Source organism: Pseudomonas sp. RA_5y_Pfl1_P24, from assembly GCF_963970945.1.
GTDB classification, from domain to species: Bacteria; Pseudomonadota; Gammaproteobacteria; order Pseudomonadales; family Pseudomonadaceae; genus Aquipseudomonas; species Aquipseudomonas tritici.
Window position 1 is genome coordinate 66,506 of sequence record NZ_CAXAOJ010000001.1, and the last position, 16,582, is coordinate 83,087.

The 16,582-nt window shown below is 59.7% G+C and carries 14 protein-coding genes and 1 pseudogene; 3 read left to right on the plus strand and 12 right to left on the minus strand.

What is annotated here, in order from left to right; genetic code table 11:
• From AACY30_RS00335 to AACY30_RS00355, 5 genes are all read right to left on the minus strand, one after another.
• The gene (locus AACY30_RS00335) at positions 1-594 is read right to left on the minus strand and encodes an acyltransferase (protein ID WP_339539351.1); all 594 of its coding nucleotides are present in this window, start codon (positions 592-594) and stop codon (positions 1-3) included.
• The gene (locus tag AACY30_RS00340; protein WP_339539352.1) at positions 584-1,885 is read right to left on the minus strand and encodes a lipopolysaccharide biosynthesis protein; all 1,302 of its coding nucleotides are present in this window, start codon (positions 1,883-1,885) and stop codon (positions 584-586) included. The genes AACY30_RS00335 and AACY30_RS00340 overlap by 11 nt, the downstream gene beginning before the upstream one ends.
• Positions 1,886-1,892: 7 nt before the next feature.
• Entirely contained in the window at positions 1,893-3,230 is a 1,338-nt protein-coding gene (locus AACY30_RS00345; RefSeq protein WP_339539353.1) for a UDP-glucose dehydrogenase family protein, read from the minus strand.
• A 73-nt stretch (positions 3,231-3,303) separates the two neighbouring features.
• On the minus strand, positions 3,304-5,526 hold the full coding sequence (locus AACY30_RS00350; protein WP_339539354.1) for a polysaccharide biosynthesis tyrosine autokinase: 2,223 nt from the start codon (positions 5,524-5,526) through the stop codon (positions 3,304-3,306).
• Between the two features lie 187 nt (positions 5,527-5,713).
• Positions 5,714-6,154 carry a low molecular weight protein-tyrosine-phosphatase gene (locus tag AACY30_RS00355; RefSeq protein WP_339539356.1) on the minus strand — a complete coding sequence of 147 codons (441 nt, stop codon included), beginning with the start codon at positions 6,152-6,154 and terminating at the stop codon, positions 5,714-5,716.
• A 221-nt stretch (positions 6,155-6,375) separates the two neighbouring features.
• Between AACY30_RS00355 and AACY30_RS00360 the strand changes: the two genes are divergently transcribed.
• Both AACY30_RS00360 and AACY30_RS00365 read left to right on the plus strand, forming a co-directional pair.
• Positions 6,376-6,684, plus strand: a complete 309-nt coding sequence (locus tag AACY30_RS00360; protein ID WP_339539357.1) for a phosphomannomutase — start codon at positions 6,376-6,378, stop codon at positions 6,682-6,684.
• Positions 6,681-7,013: a hypothetical protein gene (locus tag AACY30_RS00365; protein WP_339539359.1), complete on the plus strand. Its 333-nt coding sequence runs from the start codon at positions 6,681-6,683 to the stop codon at positions 7,011-7,013. The genes AACY30_RS00360 and AACY30_RS00365 overlap by 4 nt, the downstream gene beginning before the upstream one ends.
• On the opposite strand, the gene AACY30_RS00370 is transcribed toward AACY30_RS00365, so the two are convergent.
• The 7 genes and pseudogenes from AACY30_RS00370 to AACY30_RS00400 form a co-directional block, all read right to left on the minus strand.
• Entirely contained in the window at positions 6,965-7,585 is a 621-nt protein-coding gene (locus tag AACY30_RS00370) for a hypothetical protein (RefSeq protein ID WP_339539361.1), read from the minus strand. The genes AACY30_RS00365 and AACY30_RS00370 overlap by 49 nt on opposite strands.
• Positions 7,586-7,875: 290 nt before the next feature.
• Positions 7,876-8,835, minus strand: a pseudogene (locus AACY30_RS00375) (ABC transporter transmembrane domain-containing protein); the annotation flags it as partial.
• Between the two features lie 23 nt (positions 8,836-8,858).
• A complete protein-coding gene (locus AACY30_RS00380) occupies positions 8,859-9,623 on the minus strand; it encodes an energy transducer TonB (protein WP_339467273.1) in 765 nt (254 codons plus the stop codon).
• Entirely contained in the window at positions 9,620-10,066 is a 447-nt protein-coding gene (gene tolR / locus AACY30_RS00385; RefSeq protein ID WP_339420414.1) for a protein TolR, read from the minus strand. Before tolR ends, AACY30_RS00380 begins: the two co-directional genes overlap by 4 nt.
• A gap of 15 nt (positions 10,067-10,081) precedes the next feature.
• A complete protein-coding gene (tolQ, locus tag AACY30_RS00390; protein WP_339428483.1) occupies positions 10,082-10,774 on the minus strand; it encodes a protein TolQ in 693 nt (230 codons plus the stop codon).
• Between the two features lie 47 nt (positions 10,775-10,821).
• The gene (locus AACY30_RS00395; protein WP_339539363.1) at positions 10,822-12,687 is read right to left on the minus strand and encodes a phytase; all 1,866 of its coding nucleotides are present in this window, start codon (positions 12,685-12,687) and stop codon (positions 10,822-10,824) included.
• A 142-nt stretch (positions 12,688-12,829) separates the two neighbouring features.
• Positions 12,830-15,343, minus strand: a complete 2,514-nt coding sequence (locus AACY30_RS00400) for a TonB-dependent receptor (protein ID WP_339539364.1) — start codon at positions 15,341-15,343, stop codon at positions 12,830-12,832.
• 324 nt (positions 15,344-15,667) lie between these two features.
• On the opposite strand from AACY30_RS00400, the gene AACY30_RS00405 reads away from it, so the two are divergent.
• Entirely contained in the window at positions 15,668-16,582 is a 915-nt protein-coding gene (locus AACY30_RS00405; protein WP_339420409.1) for a GGDEF domain-containing protein, read from the plus strand.

Sequence of the window (16,582 nt, forward strand, 5' to 3'; positions counted from 1 at the left end):
TTATTTACCCATCCATGCTTCGACGACGGCACTTGACCGGACCGGGCTGTAAGTGAACCTCGGCGTAGCACGCGACCGGATGAGCCGCGCCGGATTGCCGGCCACGACGGTGTAGGGCGGCACATCGCGGCCGACCACACTGCCCGCGCCGATCACGGCACCTTCACCAATCGTCACCCCCGGCAGGATCATCGCGTCAGTGGCGATCCACGCGTAATCGCCGATCACCACCGGTGCGACCTTCAACCGCCAGGCGGGATCATCCAGGTCATGGGTGCCCGTCAGGATCCGCACACCTTCGTTGATCGCCACATGTGCCCCAATGCGCACAGGGGCATGCAATTGGATAAAGGTGCGCTTGCCGATAAAGCTGCCGCTGCCGACGCTGAAACGTGCAACGGCGCCTTCAAACTCCACCGCGTTGATCATCACTAACGAACCCAGCGTGGCACCCTGGCGGCGCAACGCACGCTGCCGGCTATTGGCCTTGAGTAAGCGGCCCAGCAGCAGAACGCGCTTGGCCAGGTACTTGAGCCCATCCGGCTGCAGCAGGCTGACTTTCAAACGATGGCGGATCAGGTGATTAATCAGCACGGGCCATCCTCAGCTCAAGACGATGGAAACCGCGCTTGGCGAAGCAGAACAGCACCACTTCAGTGGCCACCAGCACATAGCAGACGCCGAGCAGCCCGTAGTCTTGTGCGAGGCAAAACACCGCCAGAATGCTAGCGATCGACACCAGCATGAACACCACGGCAAAGGACGAATAGGACGCCGTAGCCATCAGGGCCACCCAGTACACCTGCCAGGCTACGTGCGTCAGCGCACCGATAATCAGCACAAGCATGATGCTGGAGGAGTAATCGTCTTTGCGGCCCGACCACACATCAAATATCGTCCCGCCGAATGCCACCACCAGCGCGCCCATCACACAGGCAATGGGCAGTGAGAATTTCAAGGCGTAACGGATCATTTTCCTGACCAATTGGTTGTCACCGATGGAAAATGCATAGGAAATCTCTGGCCATAGGGACTGGTTGACCACGGTTGAGAATTGCACCAGCACCCTGGAAATCGTCCGGTACAAGCCGAATATCGCCGCGTGGGCAGGCGACAGCAGCACCGACAACAGGATGATCAGCCCCTGCACGTTCAGCGCCAGGCCAATCGGAAAGGCCAGCGAGGCCAGCGACGGTTTGATCAAGGTCACGAACGCGCGCCGGCGGATCGCTGACGGGTTGAATCGCAAGGTGATTCCCAACCGGTTGGCAATCAGGTTTTTACTGACGATGCCAATCGCACGCACGGCCAACAGCACCAGGCTGGTGGCGACCAGGCTATGGGTGAGGTAGGCGCACAATAAGGCGGCCGACCATTCGAGCATCCGGATCAGGTTCATGATGAATGCCGACAACGGCAACGCCTTATAGGCCCGGTAACGTATCGAGATCATGTTGGTAAACAGGCAAAGCAGCGAATAGACCGTAAGGGCCGAGAGAATCTGCACCCCCTCGCCGCTTCTGATCGACTTGAGATTGAGCAAGCTGAACAGGTCAAAAAACGCCAGAGATCCCACGGCCAGCAACAGCATGCTGAGCCCCGCCAATGACAAAAACGCAAAGCTGGTGCTGTAGATCGCACTCGCGACCTTCAACCGGCCGCGCTCGTGCCAGATCACCACCTTGCTCGAAGCCGCCGTGGTCACGCCCAGGTCAGACAACGCCAGGTAGGTCGGGATCGCCGACAGCACAACCCATTCGCTGTAGGCGCCAAACCCCCAACTGGCAATCAGCACCGGGACACTCGCCAACTGGATCAGCAGGTTCACCACCTGGCCAAACGAGTTGGCACCAATGCCGCTGACGATTCTTTTAAGCACACTCATGGGAGGCCTATACCGGGTTGAGAGGTCGCCCAATGGATACGTAGTGAATACCTTTCTTCAGCACACTGGCGGGGTCGAACAGGTTACGCCCGTCAAAGATCAGCGGCTGCTTGAGCTGCTGCTTGATCACCGTGAAGTCCGGCGCCTTGAAGACTTGCCACTCGGTCACGATCATCAAGGCGTCGGCGCCTTTCAGGCAGGCCTCCTTGGTGCCGCACAGGCGCAGGTCATCGCGATCGCCATAAATGCGCTGGGTTTCTTCCATGGCTTCCGGATCAAAGGCCTGCACTTTTGCCCCGGCACGCCACAGTGCTTCCATCAACACGCGGCTTGGCGCCTCGCGCATGTCATCGGTATTGGGTTTGAAGCTGAGCCCCCAGAGCGCGAAGGTTTTACCTGCCAGCTCGCCATTGAAGTGCGTGGATAGCTTGTTGAACACGCTATTCTTCTGTTCGATGTTGCGCCGCTCCACCGCTTTGAGCAGCGTGGCATCGAAGTCGATGGTCTCGGCGGTCTGGATCAACGCCTGCACATCCTTTGGAAAGCACGACCCGCCGTAACCCACGCCCGCGTAGAGAAAGTGATAGCCGATGCGCGGATCGGAACCGATCCCCTGGCGGACCATCTCGATATCCGCACCCAGTTTCTCGGCCAGGTTGGCCATCTCGTTCATGAAGCTGATCTTGGTAGCGAGCAGGCAATTGGCGGCGTACTTGGTCAATTCAGCGCTGCGCACGTCCATCACGATGATCTTTTCGCGGTTGCGATTGAATGGCGCATAGAGCTCGCGCATCACCTCTTCCGCATGCCGGCTGGCAGTGCCGATGACAATACGGTCCGGCCTGATGCAGTCAGCCACCGCGCAGCCTTCTTTGAGAAACTCCGGGTTGGACACCACATCGAAGGTCAAGTCGGTGCGTTCACGCAAGGCGAGCATGGCGGCGACGCACGCACTGACCTTGTCGGCCGTGCCCACCGGAACAGTGGACTTATCGATGATGGTCAGTGGCGCCTGCATATGCTGCCCAATGGTCTCGGCGACCGTCAGCACATACTTCAAGTCAGCTGAACCATCTTCATCTGGCGGCGTGCCGACCGCGATAAACTGCACTTCGCCATGCTTTACGGCGGCCACGGCATCAGTGGTGAAGTTCAAGCGACCGGCCGTGTGGTTTTCCCTGACAAGGGTCTCCAGGCCAGGCTCGTAAATCGGGATTTGCCCCTGTTTGAGGCGTTCGACCCGATGGGCATCGATATCGACACACAGCACGTCGTGACCGACTTCGGCGAGTACCGCCCCTTGGACCAGTCCCACATAACCAATGCCAAAAACTGTAACTTTCATAGCGTTTCTCTTTGAACCTGCGGCCAGTGGTGGGCGTGCTCTGCGTTGGACTTGAATTGCCTGCCGTCCAGGATCAAACGCTGTCCGACTTGTACTCGTAGTGGTAGTAGCTGTAGGCGCCGTACCCGTACTTGGCGGATGAGCGCTTCTCGATGCCGTTGAAAATCGCGCCCTTGAGTTCGATCCCGTTTTGCTGATAGCGACGCATCGTCAATTCCACTTCCCGCGCGGAGTTCAGCTCGAAGCGGGCCACGATCAGATTGGTGCCTGACTGGCGTCCGACGATGGTTGCATCGGTGACGGCGAGAAACGGCGGCGTATCCATGATCACCAGGTCATAGAGCGCACTGACGTGTTCCAGGAACTCGCTGAAGTTGGCGTGCATCAACAGTTCCGATGGGTTCGGTGGTATGTGCCCACGACTAATGACGTGAAGGTTCTCCACCGCGGTGTGGTGGATGGCCGAAGTGAGCTCGCAGCTTTTAGCCAGGAGGTCGGACAGACCGTTTCCAGCAGGCACCCCAAAGACCTTGTGCAAGTAGCCCTTGCGCATGTCCACATCCACCAGCAACACGCGCTGGCCCGATTGGGCGACCACGACTGCCAGGTTCGACGAGATAAATGTCTTGCCGACCTGCGGGCTGGGCCCGGAAATCATCAGGCGGTTGTTGCCGGCTTCCAGCATCGCGAAATGCAGACTCGTGCGCAGGCTGCGCAGCCCTTCAATAGCAAGATCGGTGGGGTTGCTGAGGGCCAGCAGTTGCGTCGAATCTGGCTTACCACCCCGAAAGAGCTTCTGATCCATGTCTTTCTGGAGGGTGCTGAAGGGTATTGCCGCATAGACCGGCAAACCGAGTTTTTCCAGTTCATTAGGGTTGGAGACCCCGCGATTGAGCGCCTTGCGAAACAGCACCAGTGCAATCGCGACGAAGGCTCCGAGTAGCGTGGCGATCACCACGATCAACGCCTTTTGCGGTCTGATCGGGTTTCTCACGTCGACATCCGCGGTGTCAATCAGGCGCACGTTACCGACCGTGCCAGCGCGCATCACATCCAATTCCTGATACTTGTTCAGTAATTGCGTATAGATCTCTGTGCTGACTTTCAGGTCCCGGGTCAGGCTCAGCAGCTCTTGCTGAGTGGTAGGCAGGCTCTCGACCTTCTTGGCCAGTTCATTCTGACGTGCCGTGAGTTCTGCCAATTGCGTGAGCAGCGCGCGATACACCGGATGCTGCGGGGTGAACTTTCGTTCGATCTCGGCCTGCTGCATCTTGAGTTCCGAGATGCTGGCGTCCAGTGCAACGATCTGGTCAAGAATCGCCTTGGCTTCGAGGCTGATATCGATGGTTTTATTGCGGATCTGAAACTGATTCAGCGCCGTCTCAGCCTGTTCAACGTCCTTGCGTACCTGTGGCAACTGATCCTTGAGGAATGCCAGGCTTTGGGCCGCCTCTGCGGACGTGCGGTCGATATTCTGGCGCACATAGATACGCGCCACTTCGTTCAGCACTTGGACGGCTGCAGCAGGTTGGGTGCTTTCCAGCGCCAGGCCGACAATCCCCGATTCCTTGCCACGCTCCGCGACGTCGAGCAGTTTCTGATAGCGCAGAATGCTGGTGAGACGCGGTGACCGGACCACGCTGAATTGCGCACCAGGATTGGCTTGAAGCACCTCGACCTGCAGCTTGATCCCGTTGCTGTCGTAGACACGACCCACCTGCCCCGTCAGCAAAACAGTGTCGTCCTGGTCCGACAGGGTAAAACTGGCGCCACTGCCGGCAGTCAACGTCAGCTCCTGGCCTAACAGGTCTGCGGGGAGGCGCAATTGGGAAAACTTCAGCGCCTCGCCGCCCCAACCGTAACGGTCCAGGCCGAGCCATGGGCTCGCCACGGCGTTCGCCTGCGCAGGCTTGAAGCGACGCGCGATGAAGTCGCCCACCAACGGAAAGCGCTTGGGCTTCACGTCAAGATCCAGGTTGAGGTTGTCGACGGCGGTACCGATGGTAATCCTGGAGCGGATCAGCTCGACTTCCGTGACCGTGGGCGACTCCTTGCCGAGCAGGCTGCCGACATCCGAAAAGCCCAGCATGTCGCCTTTCTTCGGTTCGACCTGAACCAGCGCAGTGGCTTGATACACGGGAGGCGTCAATACGGCATAGGCCACACCCAGCGCCATAAACGCGATACTGATTCCACCGATCAGCCATTTATGGTCCAGTAGTGTGCCCAACAACATCATGAAATCCAGATCAGTTTCTTCGCCGCTGTGCGACGCTATTGCGGGTGCTGATTGCATAAGTCAGTTCTTTTTTCTAACCAATAGTCAAGGAATGGCACAGGGTGCAAGACGCCCGGCTCCCTGCACGTTTAACGGCTTCACTCAATACACAAACGCTCACTGACGCCTGACGAAACAACCATTCAAACTACCAATATAAAACTAACCCGCACTATTCACTCTGCCTGATTTGCACTAAGCAAGTTCAACTAACCAGCCGTTGCGCCCACGCCTGGGCGGCTTGTTCTATCAATGCATACGTGTGAACAAAAGCCGGCTTGCCTTGACGATAAGGGTCCATGATCTCGCGGTTGTACTGCCACTTACCCAGCAGGAACACCTTGCCCCGAGCCTCTGGGGCGAGACTCAGAACCCCGTCGATATGCCGCTGCTCCATCACCAGGATAAGGTCCGCATCACTCACCGCGTCACTTGTCAGCTGACGAGCCCTGTGTGAGCCCGGCGTATGGCCGTGCTCCTCCAGTACCTGTGAAGCCGTGGGCTCCAGCGGGCTGTCGCGCAATGCCGCCAGCCCCGCCGAACTGACCTCTATGGCGGAGGGCGCAAGCGCGTCGCGCAATAATTTTTCTGCCGTGGGGCTGCGACAGATATTGCCCACACACACGATCAAAATCCTATTGAACAAGGCTTGCCTCCCACGTGCCGTACTGTATTAACCCGGTAGTAAAAGGGGTGACCTTACTTCAAGTAGCGAGCCGATTATGGTCACAACCCAGCGACTTCGACCACCCGTCTAGGCAGACGAAAAATAACAAAACCCTATTAACCGACGAAAAATAACATTCCAGTACTTTTCCCCCTCTACATAATAAAGTGCCGCCTGACTGCAACAGCGAAGGGACGGCCATGAACACTTCAAAGTTATTGGTAGAGCGCATTGGCCTATTTCCTTCTTCGGGAAATATTCATGTTGACGTGAATAACTCAACGCGCGTCGTCGAGCGCATGCAGCTGTTATATGGCGACAACTCGCTGGACAGCGATGAGTCCTGTACCGGGTTGTCCATGGTCTTTGCCGATTGGCGCTTCAAGTTGCAGGTCAGTGACGCATTGTCGGTATGCCTGTGCGTGGAAAGCCGCGGCGACAGCCAGTTCATGCAGGTCAAGACCGCCGAGTTGCTGGCGAACATCTCCGGCACCGAGGAACGGCCATGAGCCTGCTGGATGATGTGATCCGCCGCTATGCGCTGAGGAAACTCACGGTTATGTTCGAAGGCTTTGCCGAGCCGGCGGTGGGCGCGCAGTATCGGCGCAATACCCAGGCCATCGGGCGCTGGCTTGAACAACTGCACGGCAGTTCCCCGCAGGAAGTCACCCATACGCTGTTCAAGCAGATGAAAAAGGCGCGGCGGCGCGACGATGTGCGGCGCTTCAACGCGCAGACGGTGTTGCTGGAACTGCTGGTGGAAAGCAACCGGGCCTTGGACCTGGTGACTTACTCGGCCTTCCTGTGCGCAGCATCCGAGCGCCATGAAGGTTCTTGATGGGCTTGCTCGGCCCCCGACAGCGTGATTGCGACACGATTGAGCAGCAACTCGGCGTTGTACTTGGGCAACAGGGCACAGGCCAACAAGACCACCAACCCGCCACCGATAAACGAGGGGGAGACCTTGACAGGGGTGGCTTCAATCCGCCAAAGAAACACGAGCGCCGCGCCCACACCCAGCACCGCGCCAGCCAAGGCTTCATTCAACGGATGGATATAAGGCGCGACGCAATAGGCACTGAACCACAGACTTGCCAATAACCCCACCAGCGCCGCCGGCCAGCGCAAAGCCGGGTTGAACTGACGCGCCACCAGACTCGCGCCCACCGTGACCATCAGGCACGTGTTCATTGCATGGCCGCTTAATACGGCGATGTCCAAGTGTTGAAACGATAAGCCCCACCCCTTGAACAACACCTTGCTGAGTGCAACCAGTGAGTAAGTGGCACCGACTGTCAGTCCCCAGGTCCGAAGTGCCCGAGGATTGGAATACCGGAGCCACACAGCAATGATTATCGCGGCCGGAACCATGACGGTGATGCCGCCATATTGCGCAAGTTCTGCCCGCATAAATCTCCTACCGTTGACGTGCCCTATTCGGCGCCCATCAGACCTCAGCCCAAGGGGAAATACAACGTTATCAACGGTCAGCCTTACACTGCGCACCCTGCATAAAATGCAATTTACTAATCAAAATACAAAATATGATTCTTTATTTTAATAATTAGGATAGAACCAAACGGCATTTTACACCGGCTGCCACTGCCACTACCTTGGACGAGCATGACCGACCCCTACCCGGCGGAGGTGTTGATCCCTACTCGACAAGGACAGACCATGAGCATTGAGCCGGCTCATTTGTGCGGCCTGCATGACCGACTCCAACGCGATACCGGGGTCTGTGAGTGCAATATTTTCGCGAATGCTGCGGTTGAACAGCATGTTGTCCTGGAGCACCAGACCAATCTGCCTGAGCAACGACGACACATCGGCCAACGCCAGATCCATGCCGTCGACCAGTACTCGCCCACGTTCCGGAACATACAAGCGCGGGAGTAAACGCGTCAGCGTGCTCTTTCCAGAGCCCGAACGCCCCACCACGCCAATGACTTGCCCAGCCTCGATCTGCACGCTGATCCCGCGCAAGACTTCAGAGCCATCCACCCGATACCGGAAATGCACTTGGTCAAATTCAATATGACCTTTCAACGGTGGTAGCGCACTGCGCGCCGCCTGAGCCATTTCCGTGCGCGAGTTCAGAATATCCCCCAGGCGCTGCACAGAAACGCCGGTCTGCTGAAAGCTGGTCCAGAGCTGCGCCAGACGCATAATCGGTTGGGAGACCCTGCCGGACATCATGTTGACGCTATCAGTGCGCCTACCGTCAATTGAACGTCAATCACCAGTCGTGCACCCATCCAAAGCGTCGCCACCGTGACCAGTTTCCCAATAAAGAACACGCTCTCGTTGGCAATCGCCGAAAGGTTTTGGGTCTTGAAACCTGCGGCGACGTAGCCTGCAATCTGGTCTTCCCATTTGCGGACGACCTGAGGTTCAACCGCCATGGATTTCACCGTATCGATGCCATTCACGGTCTCGACCAGAAATGCCTGGTTTTCCGCACCGCGTGCAAAGCTATCCTGCAAACGCGCACGCAGGACGGGTGTAACTATCAGCGATACCAAGAAATACAAGGGCAGCGACAACAGGACAATCAAGGTCAGCCACGCACTGTAGTAGAACATCACAGCAATAAACACCACCGAGAACAGCACACCGAGCACCACCGTGATGGCGTTGCCGGTGAGGAAGCTCCCACATTGATTGAGGTGTCTCTGAGCAATCATTTGATGCGGTAGTGGAAGGTGTTGCGCACTGCCGGCACGGGCACGGGTTTTCCATCGACAATCCTTGGCTGGTAGCGGAAGGTATTTGCCGCCGCCAATGACGGTCGCATGAACAGAGGGTGGCAGCCCTGCAACACCTTGGGGTTTTCCACACGGCCCTGAATGTTGACGGTGTATTCCACCGAGCAGTCGCCTTCGATGTTCTTGTCCAGGGCACGCTCGGGGTAGTCCGGCGCTTCCTTGCTCAAGGGCTGGTATTGGCGGCTGTCAAACGCAGGCGCGGGCGCCGGGGGTGCGGGGCGTGCGCGTTCAGCGGCGAGGCGCTCCTGGGTCAGGCGTTGTTGTTCCTGCTCGCGGTTGCGCTGCTCGGTGGCTAAACGTTCCTGTTGCTGCGCGACCTTCTTTTCCTCGACCCGTTTGCGCGCCAAAGCGGCTTTCTCAAGTGTCTGCGCCTGGATCTGAGGGTCAACCGCAGGCTTCACCGGCACAGGCACGACGACGGGCTCCGGCGTTGGTGGAGCTGCAACGACCACCGGTTCAGGCACGGGAGCCGGTGCCGGCGGCATCATCACCAATTGCGTATGCATCACCCTCGGCGCCTCCGCCACCGGCTTCTCGGCCGACCAACCCAGCATCAGCGCCGCCACCACGCCAACATGCAGGGCCACCGCCAGGCCTGCCGCGAAGCTGTTTCTCCAGAACCCGGAAGCCTCCCGGGGTGCCACCGTCAATGTTGGACTGTGCATGATCATCGCCGTCATTGCGGGGCCTCGGTCACCAGCCCCAGGTTGCTGACACCACCCTTCTGCAACACCGCCATGGCCGATACCACACGTCCGTAGCCGGCGTTATCGTCAGCGCGGATGTACACCTGAGTGTCGCTGCGCGCCGCCACCACCTGCGAGATCTTGGCGCCCATTTCATCCAGGCTCACGGCACTGTCGGTCTGGTGCTGGGTGTCGAGTTCGCCCCCAAGGTTCCAGTAGTAGCTGCCATCGGCCTTGACCGACAGCGTGAGGATTTGCTGGCGGGTGTCGGTGGCCAGTGCCTCGGCGGCGACCTTGGGCAGTTCAATCTTTACGCCCTGGGTGAGCATCGGCGCGGTGACCATGAAGATGACTAGCAGCACCAGCATCACGTCGATATAGGGCACCACGTTCATCTCGGCCTTGGGCCCGTGCTTGCGTTGCGGCCTGGTTAACATCGGCTTGCTCCTTGTTCAGGCGGCCACGGCCAGGTTGATCGGCGTACCGCGCAAGGTGCGGTGCAGGCGCACTTGCAGTTCATTGCCGAAGGCGTAGTAGCGGGTGAGCAAGGTCTGGCCACGCGCCGCGAAGCGGTTGTAGGCGATCACCGCCGGGATGGCCGCAAACAGACCAATGGCCGTGGCAATCAGCGCCTCGGCGATACCCGGCGCCACCGTCGACAATGTGGCCTGCTGCACCTGGGACAAGCCGATAAAGGAGTTCATGATGCCCCACACGGTGCCGAACAAGCCGATGTAGGGGCTCACCGAGCCCACGGTCGCCAGGAATTGCAGGCCTTTTTCAAGCTCGATTTCCTGCTCGGTGATCGCCACCTGCAAGGCGCGTTCGACACCTTCCAGCACGGCCGGATCATGAGCGTGCAGATGCTGGTATTCCTGTACCCCAGCGATGAAAATCGGCGCAATACCACCCTCGCCCGCCTGCACAGTTTCGCGGTACAGCGGTTGCAGGTCAGGCGCAGCACGAAAGCGCGGCACAAAGCCTTTCAACTGGCGCTCCAGGCGCCGCAGCACACTGGCGCGCTGAATAATCAAGTACCAACTGAGTAAGGACGCCAGCAGCAAAGTGACCATCACCGCCTTGACCAGCAGGCTGGCGTCGCTGATCAAACCCCATATCGTCATATGTTCCATCGTCGCGTGCATTGGTGAACTCCTATTCGATTAAAAAGTGATGACGGGTGGATGACGCCTCACGGCAATTTCAGCGCGCGAGTGACATCGGCCCACGGCACAAACTTGAAGTTCTGGGTCTGCTCGGGCATGCGCTTGCGCCCGTCCTGCACCACCAGCATGCCTTTGCTCCACGGCCCGCCGAGGTTGATGGCGGTGACTTCCAGGCCATCGGTTTCCGAGGCGCCGTCGATCCCGGCAGCCGCATTCAGGCCGACGCGGAATGCACCGTGCATGGCAAACGGCGGTTCGGCATCCACCACCAGGTAGCTGTCATTGCCCTGACTGGAAATCACCAGGTAGTCACGCTCATTACTCTGGTACAGCGCCAGCCCCTCGACATCCGCATGCAGTTGCGGGCCGACCTTGATCACGCTGGTGAGCGTGGCGGGTTGGTCGCCGCGGGCATCCACCGCCCACACACCCACGTCTTCCTCTCCCAGGAAAAGACGCTGGCGCTGGTCGTCAGCCACGCAGCCTTCGGGTTGACTGTCGACTTTGAACTGGCGCACCAGCTTGCCCTGCACCCGACCGTCCGGAGCGCTCAGGCGGTATTGCAGGAAGGTGCCGTCCTTGCCGTTGGCGATCGCGTAGATCTCACCGCTGGCGGGCTGGAACAGGCAGATGCCGTAGATTTCCTTGAGCGGCGTGGGCACTTCACCGGCTTCGCGCAGCTCTCCGGTTGTGCGGTCGATGCTGAACAGGCTCAGGCTGTTGTGATCGCGGTTGCTCGCCACGGCGAGGTCGACCGTTTGAGCGCCGAGCTTGAAGTTGGGACGGACATCGACGTTGTTCAGCCGACCGACCGCCAGTTCCTGCAACAGCTTGCCGTCGAGGTCATAGGCCAGCAGGCCCTGCTTCTTGTTGGTGCCGAGCACGCGGCTTCTCTCGGGTTGCTCGGGGTGAATCCAGATTGCCGGGTCATCCGCCGCATCGCCCTGGCGGCCGACCGGATCGGTTTGGCGCACAGCAGCGACTTCAGGCAGCACTGGCTCCACCGTCACCGGCTTGGCCTGCCAGTTGACTGTGCCTTGGTAAAGCTTGCCAGTGTCGTCATCACGCACCAGCACTTGCTGGCCATTGATGGTCAGTTGCTCCGGTTCTTTGAGGCCCGGCAGCGTCAGGCTGGCGTGTTCGATCCAACGCTCACCGTTGTGTTGGAACAGGTGCAGTTGGGCGGTCTTCGGATCAAGCGCGACCACTGCGCCCGGCACCAACGCCATAGCGCCGGCTTCGCGCTTGGGATTGTCGAACAGCGCCACGGGCGTGCGTTTTACCTCAGCCTCAGGGTGCGCCGGGTAAGCCCACCAGCCGACGTTTTCTTCATTGACGACCAATTGTTGGGTGGCATCATCCACCTGGCAGAACTGCGCCGAGGGCGGCAGCGGCACACCGCGTACGCGTTGTGGCTCGCTCATCAGCGTCGAACCGTTACCCACCAGCCATTGCTCGCCCTTGCCCTCCTCGCCTACCAGAAACACAAACAGGTTGGCCGCCGCGTCGCGGTACAGGCACAGGCCGTTCACCGCGTAGTCGCGGGTGGGCAGGTACAGCGGTTTACCAAAGCTTTTGCGGGAAGGATCAAGGCTGACCAGCAGCGCTTGCTGGCGGTCGTTGTCGAGGCTGGCGACCAGCACCTGGGCGCCGGCGGCGCGGGTGTCGAGGCCGGTGAAATTGCCTTTGAAGCGAGCCAGTTCCACGCCTTTGCTATCGAGCAATTGCAGGCCGTCGCGGGTGCTGGCAGCGAGGCGTTCGGTGGCGTTGGGCAGGAAGGCAATCGCTTCGGCGTTGAGGCTTGGTGCCCAAGGGGCCAGGGCCAGATCGGCGGCGACTACGTGGCCGCAGGAGGCCAGGGCCATCAGCAAATACAGCTTGGAAATTCTCATGAACAAACAAATCCTTCGAATACAGTGAAGATCAACGGTGGGAGCTGGCTTGCCTGCGATGCAGACACCTTGTTGTGTCAGGCAGACCCCGTCGATGAAATCGCAGGCAAGCCAGCGCCCACATTTTGAAATGCAGTACTTATTAGAAATGGGTAAAGGTCAGGCCCACTTTGTAGGTGGGGCCGTACTCCTCGTACTGGCCGTTGTAGCTGCGGTGGCCGGTGTAGACGAAGTACGACTCATCGGTGAGGTTCTGGGCCTCGAAGCTGACTTGCAGGTTCTTGGTCAGCGAGTAGCGCGCGCTGAAGTCGACAAAGGTCTGCGCATCAACGTGCAAGTCATGGGCCTTGTCGTTGATCGAGGCCAGCTCGTAGAGGTAAGCCGATTTGTAGTTGGCCGACAGGCGCAGGCTGAGCGTGTCGTCCTCCCAGCCGAGCATCAGGTTGCCCACGGTGTCGGACTGGTTGGGCAGGCTGATGTTGCGTTTGCGGTTAGAACCGCTGGCGGCATCAAAGCCTTCGATATCCGCACTGGAGCGGCTGAAGGTGCTGTTGGCGCCGATCAGCAGGCCATTCCAGGGCACGGGCAGCCAGTCGAACTTCTGTGAGTAGGCCAGTTCCAGGCCGTACAGCTTGGCGCTGTCGCCATTGGCGTAGGTGTGCGCCTCGGCGAAGTTGGTCCAGCCGCCGGTGCCCGCTACGTCGGTGTTATAGACGAAATTCTTGATGTCTTTGTAGAACACGAACGCCGAGACGGTGCCCGCGCGCCCCATGAAGTGCTCAATGCCAAGGTCCAGGTTGCTCGACTCCAGGGGCTTGAGGTCCGGGTTGCCAAAGGTGGCTTCGTCATCGTCGATCACAAAACCCGGAGCCAATTGGCCAAAGGTTGGGCGCACCACGGATTTGGTCCAGGCCGCACGTACTTGCGTGTTCTTGTCGATCCGGTAACGCGCATGCAGGCCCGGCAGCCAGTGGTGATAGCGCCGCTTGGTTTCGGTGGCAGTGAACACGCCGTCGGTGGCACCGGTGCCCTTGGCTTCGAACTCGGTACCCTCGTAGCGCAGGCCGGCGATGAAGCGCCAGTCATCAATGTCGACGGTGTTCATCAGGTAGCCGGCGTTGATGTCTTCGCTGATGGTGTAGTCGTTGACCCGCGATTCGGTCTCGTCATAGAAATCCGCAGCGTTGAGGCTGCCGATCAGTTGCTTGATGCCGCTGGCGCTGATGCCGGGGCCGTAGTTGCCGAGGCGGTAGTCGACGTTGCCCTTCTGGAACTGGGAGAGGTTGAGCGAGTCGGCCGTAAAGCCGAGGGTGTCGAAGTCTTCGTAGACCCAGGCCTCCAGGTCGTTGTCCTTATTGCGGCGGCTGACCTTGCCGCCGAATTTGACCTGGGACGCATAGCCGCTCAGGTCGTAGTCGCGGGCCAGGTCCAGGCGCAGGTTTTTCTCGGTGTCCTTGGTGTTCTGTTTTTCCCAATCGACTTTGTCGAGGGTGAAGTTACTGGCGTCGTAGAAGCCGCTGCCGATGATCGGGCGTGGCTTGTCCTTGTCGTAGAAGCCGCTGTTGGCAACGTCGCCGCCGTCGAACGTGGCGCCGGCGATGTGCGCCGGGCTGTCTTCGCTGGACTGGCTGTAGCCGGCCTGGCCGCTCAGGGTCCACAGGCCAAGCATGCGTTCGCCGCCGAACACGTAGGACTGGATTTCCTGGGTTTCTTCACGGTTTTTCAGCTTGCGCTTGGCCTCGGCATCGCCCAGCTCGCCGGGCGCTTGGGGAGCGGAAAATTCGAGGCTGGTGGAGTTGCGGGTCTCGGTGTCTTTGTAGCGGCTGTACAGAGTGCGCAGGTAGTAGCTGCTGAGGTCATCGGGTTTGTAGTCGAAGTTCAGGCCGCCGCCCGCGCGTTCGCGGCTGATGTCGTAGTCGCGTTGTTCGAATTCATTGAGCTTGGCGCCGTTGGTGAAGTCCCAGGCGCCGCCGGTTTCGACGTTGTCCGAGCCGAAGTCACGCTTCTGCCAGCTCAGCGCTGCGGCCACGCCGAAGTTGTCGATGCCGTCGCCGAGGCTGAAACGGTTGCTGGCGGCGCCAGAGAATTTCGGGCTGGTCTGGCTTGTATTCTTGTCGTAGCTGGCTTCGGTGCTGCCGGTGTAGAACAGGCCTTTGTGATCAAAGGCCGAGAGGCTTTGCACGTCAACGGTTCCGCCAAGGGAGTTGGCGTCCATGTCCGGGGTGAGGGTCTTGATCACCGACAGCGACTGCACCAACTCCGACGGCAACACATCCAGGGCCACGGCACGGCGAGCACTTTCCGGGGCGGGCACCAGGGTGCCGTTGATGGTGACGCTATTGAGGTCCGGGCCCAGGCCACGCACGCTGACGAAGCGCCCTTCGCCCTGGTCGCGCTCGACGCTGATACCGGGCAGACGCTGCGCCGCTTCGGCGACGTTTTCATCCGGCAACTGTGCCACGCCGTCAGCATGCACCACGCTCTTGATGCTGTCGGCACTGCGCTGTTCCTTGAGCGCCTGGTCAATGGCAGCAGCCTGGCCGATCACTTCGACGTGCTCGGTGGTGGTGGCCTCGGCTGCGTTCAGCCGCTCGCTGGCCATCGCCAGGGTCAAGGCAGTAAGCGTGAAGCTGACGAGCCCGGTGCGCTTGTACATGCAATCCTCCCCAAGAATCCGTTGGCGCCAGGCAAGAGGCCCGGCAACTGGGAGGGCACGCTAGGGGTGGGGGATGACGGTTCTGTGACAGGGGTTGGCGCGAAGGCCCGTAAACCGGGGTTTAGCGCGAGTTCGAGCATACAAATGAGCTGAAATGACCTCGGTCAAACTGTGCGGGCTTGCTCGCTCCCACATTTGAACGGTGTTTGCCTGTGGATTGTGTTTATGCCGTGAGCTGATTCGACCCCTCCCCACCGTCACGCAACCGTCACATCCATCTGCTGTGCTGGCGCCCACGACTGAATCATCAGAGGACTCGCGGCCATGTTTTCCGTGCTCAAACCCCACCGCTGGAAACTCTCGCTGCTGCTGATCGCCGCCAACCTCGGGCTGATCCTGCACCTGGCCTGCGGCGAGTTGAAAAGCTTCAGCGAGTGGGTGTGGCTGGACATCTTCGGCGAAGGCGGATCCGCGCTGTTGGCATTGGTCTGGCTGGGCCTGGTGCTGAAAAGCCGCCCGGCCGGGCGCGTCACCAACTACCTGGCGCTGGGCCTGTCGTGCATCTTCTTCTCGTGGTGGATCGACAGCCTCGACGAATTCATCCGCCTGCCTGACAGCATCACCTGGGACCACTGGCTCGAATCCGGGCCGATGCCGGTGGGCATGATCCTGCTGACCATCGGTATCTACCACTGGCATCGCGAACAACTGGCGATCAGCGCGCAGATGGAAAAGCGCGAGCGGCTGTTCCGCGAGCATCGGTTGTTCGACAAACTCACGCCGCTGGCCGGCGCCGACTATCTCAAGCGCCAGCTGGCCGACAGCCTGCAAGATAGCCTCGACCAGCAACAACCGCTGTCCTTGCTGGCCCTGGACCTGGACAACTTTGCCGCGATCAACCAGGCCTACGGGCATGCCGAGGGTGATGCAGTGTTGCAGGCCCTCAGCCATTTGCTGTTGCTCAACCTGCGTCGCCAGGACCTGCTGTGCCGCCTGGCCGGCGATCGTTTTGTGGTACTGCTGCCCAATACCGGCGAGCGCCAGGCCAAGGAGCTTGCGCTGGAGTTGCAGCAAGCAGTGCGCGGCCTGGCGCACAAGACCCGGCAACAAGGCGAACGCCTGCAACTGGCGGCGACCACCGCGGTGGTGATGGCACTGAACGAGCCGCCCCACGACTTGCTCAAGCGCCTTAACCTGGCGCTGGCCCATGCCAAGCAGCCCCTGGCGAAAAGTGCCTGA

Excerpts from the sequence above, each read along its gene's own strand:
- AACY30_RS00340 (WP_339539352.1), bottom strand. The coding sequence starts at position 1,885 with ATGAGTGTGCTTAAAAGAATCGTCAGCGGCATTGGTGCCAACTCGTTT.
- AACY30_RS00345 (WP_339539353.1), bottom strand. The coding sequence starts at position 3,230 with ATGAAAGTTACAGTTTTTGGCATTGGTTATGTGGGACTGGTCCAAGGG.
- AACY30_RS00350 (WP_339539354.1), bottom strand. The coding sequence starts at position 5,526 with ATGCAATCAGCACCCGCAATAGCGTCGCACAGCGGCGAAGAAACTGAT.
- AACY30_RS00360 (WP_339539357.1), top strand. The coding sequence starts at position 6,376 with ATGAACACTTCAAAGTTATTGGTAGAGCGCATTGGCCTATTTCCTTCT.
- AACY30_RS00365 (WP_339539359.1), top strand. The coding sequence starts at position 6,681 with ATGAGCCTGCTGGATGATGTGATCCGCCGCTATGCGCTGAGGAAACTC.
- AACY30_RS00370 (WP_339539361.1), bottom strand. The coding sequence starts at position 7,585 with ATGCGGGCAGAACTTGCGCAATATGGCGGCATCACCGTCATGGTTCCG.
- AACY30_RS00380 (WP_339467273.1), bottom strand. The coding sequence starts at position 9,623 with ATGACGGCGATGATCATGCACAGTCCAACATTGACGGTGGCACCCCGG.
- tolR (WP_339420414.1), bottom strand. The coding sequence starts at position 10,066 with ATGTTAACCAGGCCGCAACGCAAGCACGGGCCCAAGGCCGAGATGAAC.
- tolQ (WP_339428483.1), bottom strand. The coding sequence starts at position 10,774 with ATGCACGCGACGATGGAACATATGACGATATGGGGTTTGATCAGCGAC.
- AACY30_RS00395 (WP_339539363.1), bottom strand. The coding sequence starts at position 12,687 with ATGAGAATTTCCAAGCTGTATTTGCTGATGGCCCTGGCCTCCTGCGGC.
- AACY30_RS00400 (WP_339539364.1), bottom strand. The coding sequence starts at position 15,343 with ATGTACAAGCGCACCGGGCTCGTCAGCTTCACGCTTACTGCCTTGACC.
- AACY30_RS00405 (WP_339420409.1), top strand. The coding sequence starts at position 15,668 with ATGTTTTCCGTGCTCAAACCCCACCGCTGGAAACTCTCGCTGCTGCTG.